The sequence below is a fragment of the Amycolatopsis rubida genome (assembly GCF_900115345.1).
In the GTDB taxonomy this organism is placed as follows: Bacteria; Actinomycetota; Actinomycetes; order Mycobacteriales; family Pseudonocardiaceae; genus Amycolatopsis; species Amycolatopsis rubida.
On record NZ_FOWC01000017.1, the window covers coordinates 59,591 to 77,983 of the forward strand.

12 protein-coding genes and 1 pseudogene are annotated in these 18,393 nt (G+C 70.8%); 9 read left to right on the plus strand and 4 right to left on the minus strand.

Going from position 1 to position 18,393, the window contains the following annotated elements; translation table 11 throughout:
* The first annotated feature begins 223 nt into the window (after positions 1–223).
* Positions 224–3,595 (plus strand): S8 family serine peptidase, encoded by a 3,372-nt coding sequence (locus BM362_RS39385; protein ID WP_244287429.1) that lies wholly within the window; start codon positions 224–226, stop codon positions 3,593–3,595.
* A 71-nt stretch (positions 3,596–3,666) separates the two neighbouring features.
* Here the strand turns inward: BM362_RS39385 and BM362_RS39390 are convergent, their stop codons facing one another.
* The gene (locus BM362_RS39390) at positions 3,667–4,611 is read right to left on the minus strand and encodes a LysR substrate-binding domain-containing protein (protein WP_093576606.1); all 945 of its coding nucleotides are present in this window, start codon (positions 4,609–4,611) and stop codon (positions 3,667–3,669) included.
* The gene (locus BM362_RS39395) at positions 4,587–5,540 is read right to left on the minus strand and encodes a LysR family transcriptional regulator (protein ID WP_067586852.1); all 954 of its coding nucleotides are present in this window, start codon (positions 5,538–5,540) and stop codon (positions 4,587–4,589) included. Before BM362_RS39395 ends, BM362_RS39390 begins: the two co-directional genes overlap by 25 nt.
* A 287-nt stretch (positions 5,541–5,827) precedes the next feature.
* Here BM362_RS39395 and BM362_RS39400 point away from each other — a divergent pair, with 287 nt between their 5' ends.
* From BM362_RS39400 to BM362_RS39425, 7 genes and pseudogenes are all read left to right on the plus strand, one after another.
* A complete protein-coding gene (locus BM362_RS39400; RefSeq protein WP_067586850.1) occupies positions 5,828–6,511 on the plus strand; it encodes a tRNA-dependent cyclodipeptide synthase in 684 nt (227 codons plus the stop codon).
* Positions 6,512–6,648: 137 nt separating this feature from the next.
* Positions 6,649–7,641: pseudogene (locus BM362_RS49630) on the plus strand (purine-cytosine permease family protein); the annotation flags it as partial.
* A gap of 147 nt (positions 7,642–7,788) precedes the next feature.
* Positions 7,789–8,190, plus strand: a complete 402-nt coding sequence (locus tag BM362_RS49635; protein ID WP_232791810.1) for a rhodanese-like domain-containing protein — start codon at positions 7,789–7,791, stop codon at positions 8,188–8,190.
* Between the two features lie 10 nt (positions 8,191–8,200).
* Entirely contained in the window at positions 8,201–8,677 is a 477-nt protein-coding gene (locus tag BM362_RS39410; RefSeq protein ID WP_093576607.1) for a thioredoxin family protein, read from the plus strand.
* A gap of 61 nt (positions 8,678–8,738) precedes the next feature.
* The gene (locus BM362_RS39415; protein WP_093576608.1) at positions 8,739–9,908 is read left to right on the plus strand and encodes a S8 family peptidase; all 1,170 of its coding nucleotides are present in this window, start codon (positions 8,739–8,741) and stop codon (positions 9,906–9,908) included.
* A 326-nt stretch (positions 9,909–10,234) separates the two neighbouring features.
* Positions 10,235–11,395, plus strand: a complete 1,161-nt coding sequence (locus BM362_RS39420) for an MFS transporter (RefSeq protein ID WP_093576609.1) — start codon at positions 10,235–10,237, stop codon at positions 11,393–11,395.
* A 174-nt stretch (positions 11,396–11,569) separates the two neighbouring features.
* The gene (locus tag BM362_RS39425) at positions 11,570–14,869 is read left to right on the plus strand and encodes a protease pro-enzyme activation domain-containing protein (RefSeq protein WP_093576610.1); all 3,300 of its coding nucleotides are present in this window, start codon (positions 11,570–11,572) and stop codon (positions 14,867–14,869) included.
* Positions 14,870–15,083: 214 nt separating this feature from the next.
* Here BM362_RS39425 and BM362_RS39430 read toward each other — a convergent pair whose 3' ends face one another.
* Both BM362_RS39430 and BM362_RS39435 read right to left on the minus strand, forming a co-directional pair.
* The gene (locus BM362_RS39430; protein WP_067586833.1) at positions 15,084–16,001 is read right to left on the minus strand and encodes a transcriptional regulator; all 918 of its coding nucleotides are present in this window, start codon (positions 15,999–16,001) and stop codon (positions 15,084–15,086) included.
* Positions 16,002–16,107: 106 nt separating this feature from the next.
* The gene (locus tag BM362_RS39435; RefSeq protein WP_093576611.1) at positions 16,108–17,163 is read right to left on the minus strand and encodes a TetR/AcrR family transcriptional regulator; all 1,056 of its coding nucleotides are present in this window, start codon (positions 17,161–17,163) and stop codon (positions 16,108–16,110) included.
* Positions 17,164–17,215: 52 nt separating this feature from the next.
* Here BM362_RS39435 and BM362_RS39440 point away from each other — a divergent pair, with 52 nt between their 5' ends.
* A complete protein-coding gene (locus BM362_RS39440) occupies positions 17,216–18,388 on the plus strand; it encodes a cytochrome P450 family protein (protein WP_167545605.1) in 1,173 nt (390 codons plus the stop codon).
* The last annotated feature ends 5 nt before the right edge of the window (positions 18,389–18,393 follow it).

The window sequence follows — 18,393 nt, forward strand, 5'->3', positions numbered from 1 at the left end:
ACCGAATGCGCGACCGCGCGGAAATTCGGTCCCGTTTGCCGGATTTGTTTCCCACTATTGTCGCTTGTGGATCGTGCGGGAGTCGGAAAGAGTTCTGCTGCCGGGAAATCGAGCGCGGCACGAGTGCGCCCGATTTCGTCGGGGCCGGTAACTCACGAACCCTTCTAGCAGGAAGTGGGAACCGCACATGGGGCGTTCCTCGCGATCCGTTCGCGCCCTGGTCATGGCTGCGACCGGCAGTCTGGTGCTGGCCGGGGCCACCCAGCCGGCGCAGGCTGCCGCGCCGGCCGCCGCGGCGGACACCGCGCCGCAATCGGTGATCGTCGTCCTCGCGGACCAATTGCCCAGCGCGCCGCCCACCAAGGCGGCCTCGGACACTCGCCGCGCCAAAGCCACCCAAGAACAGGACTCGGTGCTCGCCAAGCTCTCCGGCGCGGCACCGGCCAAGGTCAAGCACTTCGCACTGGGCAACGCGTTTTCCGCCACCGTCACGCTCGCGCAGGCCGCACAGCTCGCGCACGACCCGGCGGTCGCGCAGGTGCTGCCGGACAGCAAGGTGACGCTGCCGGACGCCAAACCGGGCGCACCGGCCGCCGCGCCGAAGGCAGGCGGACCAGCCGCGCGGGCCACGCCGAACGCGACCTGCCCGGCCGACCCGGCGAAACCGTTGCTGGAGCCCGAAGCGCTGACGTCGATCCGCGCGTACAGCACCAGCGGCGGCAAGAGCGCGTCCGATCTGGCCAACGGATCCGGCGTGAAGGTCGCCTTCCTCGCCGACAACATGGACCCGAACTACGCGGACTTCATCCGTCCCGACGGCAGCCACGTGTTCTCGGACTACCAGGACTTCTCCGGCGACGGTCCGAACACGACCGACGCCGGGGCCGAGGCCTTCGGCGACGCTTCGTCGATCGCCGCGCAGGGCGTCGTGGTGCACGACCTGTCGAAGTTCGTCAACGAGAAGCACCCGCTCCCCGCAGGCTGCAACATCGTCGTCAAGGGCGTCGCGCCGGGCGCGAGCCTGGTCGGGCTGAACGTCTTCGGCAAGACCGCCACGAACTCCGCGGTGCTGCAGGCGATCGACTACGCGGTGACCGTCGACCACGTCGACGTGCTCAACGAGTCGCTCGGCCTCAACCAGTACCCGGATTCCAGCTCCCGCAACCTGTTCCAGGTCTTCAACGACCAGGCCGTGGCCGCGGGCGTCACGGTGACCGCCTCCAGCGGCGACGCGGGCACCACGTCCACGATCGGCAGCCCGGCCACCGACCCGCTGGTGATCTCCGCCGGCGCGACGACCGACAACCGGCTGTACGCGCAGACCGGCTACGCGGCTTTCCCGTTCTCCAACGGGAAATGGGTGAGCGACAACATCTCCGCGCTGTCCTCGTCCGGCATCACGCAGAACGGCCGCACGATCGACCTCGTCGCACCCGGCGAGGGCAACTGGGCCGACTGCGCTCCGGCGTACGCGGAATGCCGCGACTTCAAGACCGTGCCGCAGGGAACGGACCTGGAATCCTTCGGCGGGACCAGTGAGGCCGCCCCGCTGACCGCGGGTGTCGCCGCGCTGGTGATCCAGAGTTACCGCAATTCGCACCACGGCACCTCTCCGTCCCCCGCACAGGTGAAGCAGATCATCACCAGCACCACGCGCGACCTCAACCTCCCGGCCGACGAGCAGGGCGCAGGCCTTCTCGACGCCCGCGCGGCGGTCGAAGCGGCGCTCACCGCTCCGGGCTCGACCGGGGCGCCGGCGGGCGTCTCGTCGAACATCACGCTGTCGGCCGACCAGCTGACGCTGGAAGGCGCGCCGGGCAGCACGCAGCACGCGTCGGTGAACGTCACCAACTCGGGCGCCAAGCCGCTGACAGTCAGCACCGGCACGCGGACGTTCGCCCCGATGGGCACGCAGACGCAGACCACCTCGTTCGACTCGGCGAAGCTGCCGACGTTCCCGTACTTCAACGGCACGGACTGGGCCTACCAGAAGGTCACGTTCTCCGTGCCGAACGGCGCGCAGCGGCTGCTGGCGCGGATGGCGTGGCAGGGCAGCCCGAAGACGGTCAACGGCCAGTCCGTCACCCCGGTGGTGCGGCTGACGCTGCTCGCGCCGGACGGCACTTTCGTCGCCAACAGCCGTCCGCAGGGCGGGGCCGCGACGGCGAACTACGCCAACGTGGACGTCACGCGCCCGGCCGCGGGCACGTGGACCGCGGTGCTCTACTCGGCGGCAGGCAAGACTGGTTACAGCGGGGACATCCAGCTGGCGACCACCGCGCAGCGGGCCGTCCCCTACGGCCAGGTGTCGCCGCAGATCCTGCAGCTCAACCCCGGTCAGACGAAGCCGGTGCACGTCGCGCTGCAGACCCCGGCCAGCGGCGGCGACGCGGACTACTCGATCACCTTCGGCAGCTCCGACGGACACCAGAGCACAGTGTCGGCCGTGCTGCGCGCGCTGATCCCGACGAAGAACGGCCCTGGCACGTTCAGCGGCACGATCACCGGCGGCAACGCCCGCGCGGTGTCGCCCGCGCAGACCTTCTCCTACGAATTCGACGTGCCGCGCGGCAAGCGGGACCTCGACGTCGCGGTGAAGCTGCAGGATCCGGGCACGCTGCTCGACGGCGTCCTGGTCGACCCGAACGGCGAGCTCGCCGACGTGAACAGCAACGCCTTCCTCGCCTCGGCCACGACACTGGGCCAGGGCACCGGGTTGCAGCTCGTCGACGCGAACCCGCTGCCGGGCCGCTGGCACCTGGTGCTCGTCGTGCAGAACCCGGTGACGGGCAAGCAGATCGACCAGCCGTTCACCGGAACCGTCGGCTTCGACCAGGTCTCGGCAGGCGCACCCGCGCTGCCGCAGTCCGCGTCGCTCGCGGCGGGCAAGGCGGTGACCGTGCCGGTGACGGTGCGCAACACCGGCATCGAGCCGATCGCGATCGGCGTCGACGCGCGCACGAACGCCCGGCAAACGCTGCAGCCGCAGCCGATCCAGGGTTCGACCGAGGTCGACCTGCCGGAGCTGAACGCGAACGCGCCGGTGTACTCGATTCCGCCGGAGACGAGCAAGTTCACCGTCGCGACGTCCTCGACCGTGCCCGCGCAGGCGGAAATCCAGGGCTCGGCGGCGGGCATCGACGTGCTCGGCGACCTGAAGTCCGCGCAGAACGGCAGCACGGTGTCGGTGGCGACGATCGGCGAGAAGACCGGGTACGTCACCAAGGGCGTCTGGTTCGCCGACGTGCAGGAGATCGGCCCGTTCGGTCCGGACGGCGCGCCTGCCGGGCATTCCAGCTACACGGCGTCGATCCAGACGGCGGGCTTCGACGGTTCGGTGACGTCGTCGACCGGCGACCCCTACGGCCAGTCGGTAGACCCGAACGGCACCGGCGGCACGCCGAAGCTGGTGAAGCCGGGCGAGACCGCGACGATCCTGGTGACGATCACGCCCTCGGGCAACCGCGGGCAGAAGGTGGCCGGGCACTTGAACATCGTGACCGTGCCGTCGCTGCCGACCGGCGTGACCGGCCTGCCGCAGGTCGGAACCGGTGAGGTGCTGGCGACTCTGCCCTACAGCTACCGCATCGGCTGACGGGCAGGCACCCGTACCCGTGAGGTCGGTGAAGGACTCCTTGAGGGAATCTGATTCCCTCAAGGAGTCCTTCACCGACGGTACTGGACCAGTGCGCGAAGGTGTTCGGCATGCGCGCGCGTCATCGCCGCACGGACGCGGGGGACGCAGCCGGCGAGCGGCCCGTCGTCCGCCCAGGCGAGCACGAGAGTCGAATTCGTGGCCGCGCAATGCAGCGGCCGGTACGCGGTGTCCGGCATCGGTCTGGTCGGCGGGGCCGTCACGGTCAGGATTCCGGCCCCGTGACCGAGGCACAGCACCGCCCATTCGCTGTCGGCGTAGCAAAGCCGCGGATCAGCACCAGCGTCGGCGAAGGCCGCGAGCAATGCACGCGTCCGGGGCTGCACGGTCTGGTCGAGCAGAACGCAGCGCCGGCCGGACAGCGCGGCCGGGGTGAGCGAGTCCGGAACGCCGAGCGGATGCCCGGGCGGAATGCCGACCACCAGCGGTTCCGTGGCTACCGAGACCCATTCGAGAGGGCGTTCCCGCACGGCGTCCTGACGCAGCAGGCCGAGGTCCAGCTCCTCGCGAAGCAGCGCTTCGGCCAGCTCCGCGGCCGATTCGCCGGTCCGGATCGCCAGCCCGGCGTCCGGATTGCGCAGCCCCACCTCGCGGATCAGCCGCGGCAGCACGGGCGTCGGCACCGAGCCGATCCGGATCTGCGCGGCGGGGCGCTCCAGTCCGGCGCGCGCGGCGGTCAGCATCCGGTCGAACTGCGGCACCACCGCCGAGGCGTGTTCGAGCAGGAGTTCGCCGGTTTCGGTGAACAGCTTCCCGGCCGGTTCCGCCGCCAGCAGCGCGGCGCCGACCATCCGTTCCAGCCGTCGGATCCGCAGCGCGAGCTTGGCCGGAGTCGTTCCCAGCGCGGCCGCGGCGGCGCCGACGCCGCCCGCCTCGGCGACCGCGACCAGCAGCTTCAGCTGCCGCAGTTCGAGGTCGGCCCCGGTGTGGATCAGCTGGTCCGGGCGGTCAGCCACGGCAGTTCCCCCGGAATCGCGCGCGGGCCGTCGAAACCGCCCTTTTCGTCGTGATAGGCGTCGAGGATCAACCCGGCCAGCAGGCCGGCCCGCGCGGCGACCGGACTGTCCTCCCGGTACAGCAGGAAATGGCTGGTCCGCTCCCGCAGACCGGGGACCGGCCGGTGCACCACCCCCGGGGCGAGCGGGCGGGAGGCCTGCACGAGCGTCACGTCGCCCTGGTAACGGACGATCTCGTCGCGCGGGCCGGAGACCGGCACGTAGTGGGCGATCACCGGGGCGAAGCCGTACGGGCCGCACACCCGGGCGAGGAACTCGCGGCAGCGGTCCGGCCCGGTCGAGGAGATCCACCGCTCGTGTTCCAGCTCGGCCAGGTCCACCTCGTGCCGGGCGGCGAGCGGATGCCAGTCCGGCAGCATCATCAGCAGCGGATCCTCGGCGAGGTCGATCCGGCCGGTGTTCGCCGGGAGCGGCACCTCGCACTGTTCGGACAGGACGGCGAGGTCGAGTTCGCCGCGGCCGAACCACCCGAGCATCTCCGCGGTCGACTCGGCGGTCCGGATCTCCGCCCGGTCGCCGAGCCCGGTCGTCTCCAGCGCGCGGAGCAACGGACCGGACAGGACGGTTTCCGACCAGCCGACCCGCAGCGCGCTGTCGCGCTGGGCGCGGTGCTGTGCGAGGGCCGGTCCGATCCGGGCGGTGCGCGCGAGGATCCCGTCCGCGTAGTCGAGGATCAGCTGCCCGAACGGCGTGGGCCGCACCCCGGCGCGGGCGCGTTCGAACAGCGCCCGGCCGAGCAGTTCCTCGATCCTGCGCAGTTCGCGGCTGAGGGCGGGCTGCGGCAGCACCAGTTCGGTGGCCGCGCGGTTGAGGCTGCCCGCATTGGCGATCGCTCGGAGGTGGCGCAAATGCTTGAGTTCCAACTCCACGAAAGTTCACGATATGAGGCCCGCCGGGGCGAGTGCACCGGCGAAAGTGTGGCAATCGCCCGACCAAAGTAGGAAATCCTCTTTCCGAACGGGGACATGGCTTCACTCCCGCGGAAGTCCGTGAGGGGAACCGCACGGACCTCCGCATCGCACGGCGCGGCGCGGTCCGCGACGGCATAACCGGCAGGCATTACCCGCGCCGCCCGGATCCCGGCACAGTGAGCCGCACCAGTCCCGCCCCGCCGGGAGAAACGCGGAATCGAGACGAGAAAAGGTGGAGGATTTCCATGTTCGACGCGACTCCGCTGTCTTCCGGCTGCGCCCGCCTGTATCCGGACGTCCGGCACGCCTGTGTCGGAGTGAGCCCGTTCAACGGCTATTTCACCGCGGAACGGCTGATCCGGCTCGCCGCGTGGACCGCGGAGCACTTCGCCGAGTTCTGCTTCTTCGTCCCGGACGAGGTCACCGCCTACACGCTCGAAGCGCTCGGATACCCGCCGGCCAGGGCGAAACAGAAGGCGCACCGGCAGTCCTGCCACGTGCACAACAAGATCGCCGCCGCGCTGCGCGCGCTGGACGTGCCCGACCCGGAGAGCCGGATCCTCGGCATGGCCCGGCTGCGCGAGCTGCCGTCCTACCGGCGATTGCTGGCCGAAGCGGAAAACCGCTTCGAAACCGACAGCGCATTCCGCTCCGCCTGCTACGGCGCTTCCACCTGGGTGCTGCAGGGCCGGACCGGAAACGTGCCGGACGAGCGGGCGCTGCGGCTCGCCGTGCGCTACTTCCTCGCCGAACTCCCGTTGTTCGCCGGTTCCGGGCTGATCACCGGAAATCCGCGGTCGATGTTCGTCTACCACCAGCGGGTGCCGTTTCTCGAGAAGTTCTTCGACCGGGAATTCGCGTTCCGGCCCGAGCCGGGCCAGGGTTTCCTGGTCGTCGCCGAAGCCGCGCTGGAAGCGACCGGGCGATGAGCGAGCGCCACGACGACTATTCGCTGACCCGCGTCCCGGACGCCGCCCGCCGGTCCTGGCCCTCGGTCGCGGTGCAGCGGTTCGGGCAGGTGTCCTCGTTCCAGCAGTTCATCGTCGGCGCGCTGCTGGGCTACGGCATGACGTTCTGGAACGCGGTGCTGGCCATCACGATCGGCTCGGTGCTGCTGGAGGTCATCACCGTGCTGCTCGGCATCGCCGGGGTGCGCGAAGGACTGTCCACCTCGGTGCTGGCCCGCTGGGCCGGATTCGGCCGGAAGGGTTCGGCGCTGGTCGGCCTGCTGGTGGCGATCAGCCTCGCGGGCTGGTTCGGCGTGCAGAACGGGGTGTTCGCGCACGGGATGCACGCCCTCGGCGGCGCGGTGCCGGAATGGGGCTGGGCGCTGGTCGGCGGGCTGGCGATCACCGTGATCACCGTCTACGGCTTCCGCCTGATGGCCTGGACCGCGTACCTGACGGTGCCCGCTTTCCTGGTGCTGGCCGGGTATTCGGTGCTCGACGCGCTGCACACGCACTCGCTGGCGGCGTTGATTTCCGCTCCCCCGCCGGGACCGCCGCTGTCGCTCGGCGCGGCGACCACGCTGGTGTCCGGGGCCTTCATCCTCGGCGCGCTGATGACCCCGGACATGACACGGTTCAACCGCACCCGCGGCGACGTCGTCAAGCAGACCGTGCTCAGCGTGACGCTCGGCGAGTACCTGATCGGGCTGATCGGCGTGCTGCTCGCGCACGCCGCCGCGACCTCGGACGTCGTCGGCATCGTCACCTCCTCCTCGGGGCTGCTCGGCACCCTGGTGCTGGCCACCGCGATCCTCAAGATCAACGACTGGAACCTGTACTCCTCCTCGCTCGGCCTGGTCAACGTCGTGGACGTGCTGTTCGACCGGAAGGTCAGCCGGGTGCGCGTGGTACTGGTGCTCGGGGTGATCGGCACGGCGGCCTCCGCGCTCGGGATCGCCGACGACTTCGCCGGATTCCTGACCGCGGTCGGCGTGCTCGCCCCGCCGGTCGCCGGGGTGCTCATCGCGGAGTACTTCGTGCTCCGCCGGTGCCGTCCCGTTCTCGACGCCGTGCGCCGCGGGCAGGCGGTCGCCGGCCGCGACTGGGAGCAGGCCGCGCTGGTCAGCTGGGCGCTCGGGACGGCTTTCGCGGTCGTCTTCGACTTCGGGATTCCCACGATCAACTCGGTGGTCGTGGCGTTCGTCAGTCACCTCGCGGCGGGCCTGCTGGCCCGCCGCCGGAACCCGGGAGGAACCGGCATGCTGCCGCTGATCGGCCGCGAAGAGCTGAAAACCGCGATGGACGAGGGCACGGTGATCGTCGTCGACACCATGCCGGTCGACTACTACGCCCGCGAACACCTTCCCGGCGCCCGCAACATCCCGGGCTTCCCCTACGAGCAGGCCGCGCGGTTCACCGACGAGCACGCCCCTCGGGTGGTCCCGGACAAAACCGCGGCGATCGTCGTCTACTGCGCCAACACCCCTTGCCGCAACAGCGAATTCGTCGGCGCCCGGCTGCTCGAACTCGGCTACGCCGACGTCCGCAAGTACCGCGAAGGAATCGAAGACTGGGTCGAGGCAGGCCATCCCACCGAAACCGGCCCCGCCCCCGAAGCCCCGGCGCGTCCGGCGCCGGTGCCGGTCAACCACCCCGAATAGAGGAGAGAACATGGGAACGAGAATCCGGATGTTCGCGGCCGTCGCGGCGATGACCGCGGGCGTGCTCGGCGGAGCGGCGGCCACGCCGGCGATCGCCGCGCAGGCCCCCGCCCCGGCGGCCTCCGCCTCGGTGGCCCCGCAGGACGAGACCGTCATCGACGTGACCTCGGCCAACTACGACCAGGTGATGGAGATGTCCAAGACCAAGCCGGTCGTGCTGGACTTCTACGCCAGCTGGTGCGGCCCCTGTCAGAAGATGGCCCCCTACCTGGAGAAGTACCACGCCGCCGACAACGGCAAGTGGATCTGGGCGAAGGTGGACCTGAGCGAGCAGGGCCAGAACAAGGAGATCGCCGACAAGTACGGCATCGAGTACATCCCGACGCTGATCGACGTCTCCAGCGGCCAGGAGAAGGGCAGCCGGGTGGTCGGGTTCGACGAGGGCAGCGGCCCGAACGACCTGCGCACCTGGCTGAACAACCTCTGACCGCTCCCGCCTCCGCCGGGATTCCCCGGGATCCCGGCGGAGGCTCCCCGAAGGGACCACCATGAAACGCACCCCGAAAGCCGTCGTGCTGGCGGCGCTGCTCACCGCCGCCGCCAGCGTGCTGCCGGTGGCGGCCTCCGCTTCGCCGGCCGACACCGCGGTGTACATCGTGCGGCTCAAGCCGATGGACCAGGACAAGGACAAGGTCACCGCCGCCGCGAACGCGCTGATCGCCAAGTACGGCGGCACGCTGCGCCGGGTCTACTACTCGGTCTCGCAGGCGTTTTCCCTTTCGCTGACCCGGGAACAGCACGACAAGTACCTGACCGACCCCTCGGTCACCACGATCGGGGACAACCAGGTCTACACCGCGGCCGGAACCCAGGAGAACCCGCCTTCGTGGGGACAGGACCGGATCGACCAGGCGGACCTCCCGCTCGACGGCAGCTACACCTACCCCAACACCGCGGCCAATGTGCACGTGTACGTGCTCGACACCGGGGTGCGCACCAGCCACCACGACTTCGGCGGACGCGCACACGCCGCGTACGACGCGGTCGATCCCGGCCAGGACCAGAGCGGAACGGACTGCAACGGCCACGGCACCCAGGTCGCGGCCGCCATCGCGGGCCGCCACTACGGCGTCGCGAAAGAGGCTTCGGTCGAGTCCGTGCGCACCCTCGGCTGCGACGGCAAGGGCACGTCCGAGGAGATTCTGTCCGCTTTGGACTGGGTGAACCTCAACGCGCAGCGCCCCGCCCTGCTGAACCTCAGCTTCGCCGGTCCCAGCGGCACGGTCCTCGACATCCAGCTCTACAAGATGACCCAGAACGGTCTCTCCTACACCACAGCCGCGGGCAACGGCTCCGGCGGCGCCGGTGTGAACGCCTGCGACATCACGCCCGCCCGGCAGACCACCGGGATCACCGTGGGCGCCACCGACCAGGCCGACCACCGGGTGCCGTCGTCGAACTTCGGCAGCTGCGTGGACCTTTACGCGCCAGGCAAGGACATTCCGACGGCGGGCAACACCGGCGACTGCGCGTCCAGCGTGGTGTCCGGGACGTCGATCGCTTCCGCGGAAGCGGCCGGGGTGGCCGCGATGTTCCTGTCCGCGCATCCGGACGCCACGCCGGACCAGGTGCTCAAGGGCATGACCGACGCGGCCACGAAGGACAAGGTCGTCGATCCTGGCGAGGGATCGCACAACCTGCTGCTGCACACGACGTAACCGCGCGCGGCCGGGTGCCACTGCCCCAGCACCCGGCCGCGCCCCCGCCCACAGCGCACAGCCGGCGCGGCCGGGCACCACCGCCCCAGCACCCGACTGCGCCCCACAACACCGCGCTCACGGCCCACAGCCCGCACGGCCGCCAAACCCTCCCGGCCCCAGCTCCCCACACCGCACAACCCACGCGGCCGACCGCCACCGCCCAGCACCCGACCGCACCCCCGGAACACCGCGCCCACAGCGAACAGCCCGCACAGCCGCCAAAACCCCGGCCCCAACTCCCCACAACCCACGCGGCCGACCGCCACGCCCCCAAGGACCCCGCCATGGACGTCACCGCGCCGCCCGGCCGCACTGCTCTCCCCCTGCCCGCCCTGCTGGCTCTGGCCGCCTCGGTGTTCCTCGGCTGCCTGACCGAGATCGTCCCGGCCGGGATCCTGCTCCCGGCCGCGGCCGACCTCGGGGTGTCCCCGGCCGCCGCGGGGCAGCTGGTGACGGTGTACGCGATCACCACCGCCCTCACCGCGCTTCCGCTGACCGCGGCGTCGGCCCGGATGCCCCGCCGGAAACTCCTGCTCCTGCTGGTCGCCGGGTTCGTGGCGACCAACCTGGCGATCGCGCTGTCGCCATGGTTCGCGCTGGTGCTCGCGGCGCGAGTGGCTTCGGGAGCGCTCACCGGGATTCTGTGGTCCCTCGTGGCGAACTACGCCATGCGGCTCGTGCCCGCGGAACGGTCCGGCCGCGCGCTCGCCGTCGCGATGGCGGGCACCCCGATCGGGTTCGCGCTCGGCGTTCCGGCCGGCGCCGCCCTCGGCGAGCTCGTCGGCTGGCGCTGGGTGTTCGCCGGGATGGCCCTCGTCGCGGTGCCGCTGCTGTGGTGGATCGTGGCGGTGGTTCCGCCGCTGCCCGGCGAGGAACCGGGCACCCGGTCGAGCCTCCGCGCCGTGGTGCGCACGCCGGGGCTCCGCCCGTTGTTCCTGCTGGTGATCGCGTTTTCCTTGGCGCACAACATGTTCTACACCTATCTCGGGCCGTTCTACGCTGGTCGCGGGCATCTCGCGCTGTTGAGCGCCGGGCTGTTGCTCTTCGGCACCGCGACGGTGGCCGGGTTGTGGCTGGTCGGGCTCGCCCTCGACCGGCATCCCCGCGTCGTGCTCACGTGCTGCGCCGCGGTCACCGCCGCCTGTTTCGGGATACTGGTCTTCGGCGGCCGCGAACCGGTGCTGCTGCTCGCCGCGTGTGCGTTGTGGGGCTTGGCTTTCGGCGGCGCGCCGACGTCGTTCCAAGCGGTCACCGCGGTCCTGGCCGGACGCCGTGCCGACATCGCGCAGTCGCTGACCATCGCCAGCTGGAACGGCGCCGTGGCCGGGGGCGCGCTGATCGGCGGCGTCCTGCTCGGCACGGCGCCCGGCGCACTGCCCTGGACAGCCATCGCGCTGATGGTCGTGCCGGTTCTCCTTTCCCGCTTCGTTCTCCCGGCGCGGTGAACAGCCCGCCATTCTGTGGAAAACTGTTTCAAGCCACCACCGCTGAACAGCGAAAACGTCCTCGTTCAGAATTACGGTCGAACGTCGTCGAACGTTCAGCGAGCACGATTCGGAGACCGCCGCCGCGGCTAGCCTTGGCCGGCTGTTTCTTCTCCGCTTCGCTTTGGAGGAATCGTGCTCCCTCGTTCCCTGTGGGCGAGACCGGCTGCCGCGGCAGCCGGTCTCGTCCTGACCGCCGCCCTGGCGATACCGGGCTCGGCTGCCGCCCAAGAGCCGCGGACGCCGCTGGCGCCCACCGGCTCCGCCCCGGCCGGCGCGCAGCGGCTCGGCGCCACCGACCCCGGCCGGGAGATCCCGATCGCGCTGTCGCTGCGGCCGCACGACGAAACCGGGCTCGCCCAGTTCGTCGCCTCGGTCAGCGATCCGCGTTCGCCGGACTACCGGCATTTCCTGTCCAGCGCGGACTACGCGGCCCGCTACGCACCACGAGAGTCCGATGTGGATGCCGCGAAGGCGTACCTGGAGAAGCAGGGCCTGCGGGTCGCCGACGTCTCGGCCAACCGCCAGGTGGTCGACGCGGTCGGCACCGTCGGGCAGGTCGAGGCGGCGTTCGGCACCCGGCTCGGCGACTACGCAGACTCGGCCGGAACGCATTTCTACGCCAGGGAATCCGCGCCGAGCGTGCCGTCCTCGGTCGCGAAGATCGTGCGCACGGTGACCGGACTGACGAACCGGCCGATCGCGCACCGCGCCTCCTCCCCGGCGGGCCCCGGCGGCCCGGGCGGCGGCTACACCCCCGCCCAGTTCCGCACCGCCTACAGCATGAAGCAGCTTTCCGGTTCCTACGACGGATCCGGGCAGACGGTCGGTTTGATCGAGTTCGACTCGTTCAAGCAGTCCGACATCGACGCCTGGACGAACTACTTCAAACAGCCCTCGGTCAAGCCCCGGGTGGTGCCGGTGGACGGCGGGGTTTCCCAGCCGGGCAGCGGGCAGCTCGAAGTGACGCTGGACATCCAGGCGGTCGCGGCCACCGCGCCCGGTGCGAGCCAGATCGTCTACGAAGCGCCCAACAGCGACAAAGCCTGGGTCGACGAGATGGCGAAAATCGCGAGCGACAACGCGATCACGATCCTGTCGGGCTCGTGGCTGCTCGGCGAGAAGTGCGAATCCGACCCGATCGCCGCGTCGCACGACTCCTACTCCCAGATGGTCGCCCAGGGCGTCACGCTGCTGTCGGCCTCCGGAGACTGGGGAGCCACCGGCTGCGGGTACAACGGCGACAACTCCACCGTGCAGGCGGACTACCCGGCCAGCGACCCGCTGTTCACCGGCGTCGGCGGCACGCAGTTGCGGACGAGCGACAGCGCGGGCACTTACCAGTCGGAGTCGTGCTGGAACCAGGGCGGCACCGGCAACACCCGCTCCGGCGGCGGATACTCGGCGGTCTACGGCAAGCCGGATTGGCAGCCGGGCACCAGCAAGTACCGTTCGGTGCCCGACGTCGCGCTCGACGCCGACTACGGGGCCGGCGCGCTTTCGGTGTACATGAACGGCGGCTGGCAGGACGTCGGCGGGACGAGCCTGTCCTCCCCGCTGTGGGCCGGCTATCTCGCGATGGTCAACCAGAAGGCGAAGGGCGCGGGCAAGAGCAACCTCGGCGCGATCAACCCGACGGTGTACTCGATCGCCCAGTCCTCGCAGTACTCCTCGGCTTTCCACGACGTCGTCTCCGGCAACAACGGCACCTACGACGCGGGCACCGGCTACGACCTGTGCACCGGCTGGGGTTCCATGCAGGGCGACAACCTGGCGGACCCGCTGATCAACGGCGCGACACCGCCCGCGGCCAACGACTTCTCCCTCGCCGCGGACCCGGCCTCGCTCAGCGTGGACCCGGGCAAGTCGGCGACCGCGAAGATCACCACCAAGGTCGTCAAGGGCAGCGCGCAGAGCGTCGCGTTGTCGGCGAGCGGGCTCCCGGCCGGTGTCACGGCGACCTTCGACCCGTCCTCGGTCACTGCGGGCGGCACGTCCACCCTCACGCTCGCGGCGTCGTCCTCGGCCTCGCCGGGGCAAAGCACCGTGACGGTGACCGGAAAGGCCGCTGACGCCACGCACACGACCCCAGTCACTTTGACGGTCAACGGTTCCGGCCAAGGCGACTTCTCCCTCAGCGTCAACCCGGCTTCGGCGTCGGTCAACGCCGGGCAATCCGCCACGACGACCGTTTCGGCGACCGCGGTGAACGGTGCCGCTCCGTCGGCGAACCCGAGCGTGATCAACGGGCAGACGACCACCGTCGCCAAGTACCCGTTCATCATTTCCGAGCACCGCACCGGCGGGGTGCGCCCGCAGGAGCAGTCCTGCACCGGCACCGTGGTCGCCAAACGGGCGGTGCTGATCGCGGCGCACTGCAAGTTCGCCGACGGCGATCCGAAGTACCTGATCTACGGGCGGGACAACCTGAACGACACGAGCAAGGGCGCCCGGATCGAGATCGCGGAGTTCCGGATCCACCCGGACTACAGCCCGCAGAGCGACCAGGGCTGGCGCAACGGCAACGACGTCGCGATCATCTTCACCAAGACCGACATCCCCGTTCCGGCGGGCATGACCTACCCGAAGATCGCCTCCTCGGCCGACGACCTGCCGCTGGGCACCCAGGGCACGGCCATCGGCTACGGCAAGACCGACGCCAACGACGCCAGCAAGAACACCTTGCTGCGCGAGGTCGTACTGCCCACAGTGGACGGTTCGAACTGCGCTACGATCGACTCGTCGGTGTTCAAACCGCAGTACATGTTCTGCGACGGCTACGGCGACGGCAGCAAGGGCCTGTGCCAAGGCGACTCCGGCGGCCAGTACTACTACAACGGCAAGGTCTACGGCGTCTTCTCCTGGCTGCGCACCGACTGCGCGTCCTACAACGCGCACGGCAAGCTGTGGGGTTCGATGGGCGACTGGGCCAACCAGCAGATCGGCACCACGCCTCCGTCCGGCGGCGACATCGCGTTGTCAGCCGGCGGATTGCCTTCCGGGGCGAGCGCGACGTTCGATCCGGCGTCGGTCGACGCGGGCGGTTCGGCGAAGCTGACGATCGCCACCAGCGCCTCGACCCCGCAGGGGACCTACCAGGTGACGATCACCGGCAAGAACGCCACGGCGAGCCACGACACCACGTTCACGCTCACCGTGCAGGGCGGCTCGTCCGGTCCGGTCACCGTGGCCGACCCGGGCTTCCAGGCGGTGCCGCACGGTTCGCCGGTGCACCTGGCGATGCGCGCCTCCGGCGGCACCGGCAGCTACTCCTGGAGCGCCGCCGGCCTGCCTTCGGGGCTGTCCATCGACCGCGCCACCGGCGTGGTCTCCGGAAACCCGCAGACCACCTCGGGCCTGCTGAATTCGACGATCACCGCCGCCGACACCGGGGGCACGACAGGGAAGGCGCAGGTCTCCTGGTTCGTCTACTGACCCGATGCCAGGACCTCAGGGTCGGCTCTTCCGGCGCGGTCGAGCCGACCCGAAGGACCTGACGGGAACGGCGTTCGCGATCCGTGCAGCCGTCGAGCGGACCTTTCGGCGACGCTCAAGTCCTTTCGGACGCGGCCACGCGGCTTGAAATTCCCGGCATTGGCCCGCTGACCGGGTGCGGAGGGGCTGGCCGGCGGTTCCCGGGGACCGCCGGTCAAGCCCATTCCCAGGCCAGGCCCGCGATGCCCGGCCGGACGTCGGTCAGCACCAGATGCGCGGTCCGGGAGGCCCCGATCCACAGCGGAGGACCGGGGCGCCGCGGCGCCAGCACGCTGTTCTGGCGGAACGGCACGCAGGTGGCGGGCGGGGCCCCGGCGAACTCCGCCTGCAGCAGGTATTGCCGCACCGGGCGGGTGAACCGGTGGTGGTAGAAGGTCAGCTCCGGGCCGGGCGGGTAGAGCGCGGTGTACTCGATCACGCTGCGCTCGCCCGTCGCGAGCCGCTGGTCGAGCAGCAGTTCGCAGACCGTCGCCCCGGCTTCCGGGTCGACCCGGACCCGGCCGGGACGGCAGTACCGGACCTCCGCGGGCAGTGCCGGGGCGGACCGTTCGGCCCACAGGAACACCACGCACCGGTCGACCCGGTCGGCGGTGGCCTCCACGACCAGCCGGGTGTGCACCCGGGTCAGCCGCCGGTGCTCGTCCACCCGCAGGTGCTCGTGCACGTCGAGGCGGCGCACCAGGTTGTCCGGCGGCAGGTCCAGCTCCGCCAGCAACGGCCGGTGGCCCGGCCACAGCCGGTTGCGGTCGATGGCCTCCGGTTCCGCCGCCGCTCCCCTTCCCCGCGGCCGGGGCGGGCCGAGCAGCGCGACCAGCGATTCCGGCGGCAGGCCGAGCACCGCCTCCAGGGCCCGCACCGCGCGCAGCGATTCGGCCCGTTCCGGACGGCTGCGCCCGTGCCGCCAATAGCTCAGCGCCGCCCGGCTGACCCGCACACCGCGCCCGGCGAGCCGCTGCCGGACCTGTTCGAGACTCAGCCCCCGGATGTTCAGTGCGTGGTCGAGGACCTGCGCGAACGTGCCGTGCCGCAGCAGGCCGCGCAAGTGCCGGTCCATCGGAGCGATCTCGGCCATCGCCGCTCCCTTCGGCCGATCTTCGCTCCACTATCTGCCGCGGCGCCGGCCCTGTCCACCGACGTCGGAAGGGTTTGAGCGACCCGGCGGCGGATTCCGCGGGGCCTTATCCCGCGCGCACGGCGCTCGTCGCGGCCGCGTGGCAGGCGCCGAAGCCTTCGGCTCGCAGCAGGACGTGTCCATTGTGGACCCGGATCGCGGTCTCGGTCGCGTCGCTGACCGCCGAAACCCCGGCCGCGGCGGCCACCGCGCCGGTCTCGTCCACGATCACGCGCACGTCCGGCCACGCCGATCCCGGACAGGACCGCTTCAGCAAGCCGCGCAGATCCGCCAGCACCAGATTGGTCAACGGCACCAGTTCCCCCGGCTGACCCGTCACCACGACGAGCGTGACGTCCTTGGCCGCGCGCAAGGCTTCTTCCACTGCGGACAGCCGGTGCAGCCCGATCACCGCGACCACTCCGTCGCCGTCGATCCGGACCGGGCGCTCTCGCAGGGCGTCGAAAACCTCCGGCGGAGACCAGGTTTCCCCGGCTGCTTGCGCTTGCGGCACGATCGGCGGCTCCGGCCAGGTGTCGGCGAGTTCCAGCGCAGGCAACGCTTCGCACGCGCGCACGACGTTGAACGGCTCCCCGAACCCGGGTGCCGCGGCGGCGAGCTGACTCGCCCCGTGCAGCATCGTCAGCGCCGCTTCCGCCACCCGCACCGACCGTCCGGACGACGGCGACAGCCGCTCCAGCACCAGGCCGAGCACGATCGCGTCGAACCGCAGCAACTGCGCGTACGGGCGATGGGTGAGTTCGTCGGCGAGGATTTCCGGCAGCAGGTCGACGCCGAGGCGCGCGTCCGGATCGGTGGCCAGCGGCAGCCGCGCGACCCACGCGCGGGCGAACGCACCAAGCGCCTCGGCGGGTGTCAGGCCGGGATCCGGCTCAGGCGGCTGGGCGGCGAACCGTTCCGCCTCGGCGGCGAGCACGGCGAAGTAGAGCGCGCGTTTGCCGGGGAAGTTGGAGTAGACCGCGCCGCGGGTCAGCTCGGCGCGCTCGGCGATCACGTCGATCTTGGCGTCGCGGAACCCGCGCTCGGTGAACTCCTCGCGAGCGGCGGCCAGCACTTTCGCCCGGTTGCGCTCCTGCGTCTGCGCCCTGGTCAGCCGCGCCATCGTGAGTCCTCCCGGTCCGCTTGCTTGCCAAGATACCGCCACCATTCATATGATGAGATCATCTGAACTGAACATCTGGAGGTCCGCCGTGTCCCCCGTTCCCGAACTCGACCTGACCGATCCGGCCGTCACGAGCGACCCGTTCACCGCCTACGGAGCCGCGCGGGAGCAGGGCCCGCTGGCGAAGCTGACCGGTCCCGGCTTCCCGCCGATGTGGGTCCTGACCCGGCACGCCGAGGCCCGCGCGATGCTCACTGACCAGCGATTCGCCTTGAGCGAGGCCAGTTATCAGCGTCCGGACGTGCCCGAGCACTGCCGTCCTTACCTGCGGACCATGCAGGAAATGGAAGGGGCCGGACACACCCGGCTGCGCCGCCTCGCCACGCCCGCGTTCGCCGCCCGTCGAGCGCTGGATTTCCGCCCCGAGATCGAGAAGATCGTCGCCCGCTACCTGGCCGCGCTGCCCGCGGAAGGCCCGGTCGACCTGCTGGCCGAGTTCGCCCGGCCGCTGCCGATGGAGGTCATCTGCGCCCTGGTCGGCGTCCCGGAAGCCGAACGGCCGCGCTGGCACGAATACGGCGCCGCGGTCGTGCAGGTGTCCGGCGACGAGTTCGCCGCCGCCGTGCCCGGGATCGTCGACAGTTCGCGGACGCTGGTCGCGCATCCGGACAGCGCGATGCTCGCGCATCTCACGAGTGCGGGGCTGACCGAAACGGAAGCCGTCGCGCTGGTCTGGCAGCTCGTGCTGGCCGGGCAGACCCCGGCGAACTTCATCGCCAATTCGGTGGAAACCCTGCTGTCGCACCCGGATCAGCTCGCACTGCTGCGCAGGGAACCGGAACTGTGGCCGGGCGCGGTCGAGGAATTGCTGCGCTGGTGCGGCTCGCAGCTGCTGACGATTCCCCGGCGGGCGACCGAAGACCTGGAATCGCACGGCGTGCGGATCCGCCGGGGCGAGCCGGTCACCGCGTCGATCGCCGCGGCGAACCGGGACCCGCGCGTCTTCGCCGATCCGGACCGCTTCGACGTCCGCCGCTCGGCGGGCGCACACCTCGGTTTCGCGCACGGGCCGCATTTCTGCCTCGGCGCGTCGTTCGCGAGGGTGCAGGCGGAGGTGGCGCTGACCGCGGTGCTGGACCGGTTCCCCGGATTGCGTGTCCTCGAGGCGAAGCGGGTACCCGACCCCGGGACGTGGCGGCTCGCCGGATTGACCGTCGCTTGGTAGCGCCC

Bases quoted from the DNA above. Each gene is read 5' to 3' on its own strand.
- BM362_RS39385 (WP_244287429.1), top strand. From the start codon at position 224: ATGGCTGCGACCGGCAGTCTGGTGCTGGCCGGGGCCACCCAGCCGGCG.
- BM362_RS39400 (WP_067586850.1), top strand. From the start codon at position 5,828: ATGTTCGACGCGACTCCGCTGTCTTCCGGCTGCGCCCGCCTGTATCCG.
- BM362_RS49635 (WP_232791810.1), top strand. From the start codon at position 7,789: ATGCTGCCGCTGATCGGCCGCGAAGAGCTGAAAACCGCGATGGACGAG.
- BM362_RS39410 (WP_093576607.1), top strand. From the start codon at position 8,201: ATGGGAACGAGAATCCGGATGTTCGCGGCCGTCGCGGCGATGACCGCG.
- BM362_RS39415 (WP_093576608.1), top strand. From the start codon at position 8,739: ATGAAACGCACCCCGAAAGCCGTCGTGCTGGCGGCGCTGCTCACCGCC.
- BM362_RS39420 (WP_093576609.1), top strand. From the start codon at position 10,235: ATGGACGTCACCGCGCCGCCCGGCCGCACTGCTCTCCCCCTGCCCGCC.
- BM362_RS39430 (WP_067586833.1), bottom strand. From the start codon at position 16,001: ATGGCCGAGATCGCTCCGATGGACCGGCACTTGCGCGGCCTGCTGCGG.
- BM362_RS39435 (WP_093576611.1), bottom strand. From the start codon at position 17,163: ATGGCGCGGCTGACCAGGGCGCAGACGCAGGAGCGCAACCGGGCGAAA.
- BM362_RS39440 (WP_167545605.1), top strand. From the start codon at position 17,216: ATGAGATCATCTGAACTGAACATCTGGAGGTCCGCCGTGTCCCCCGTT.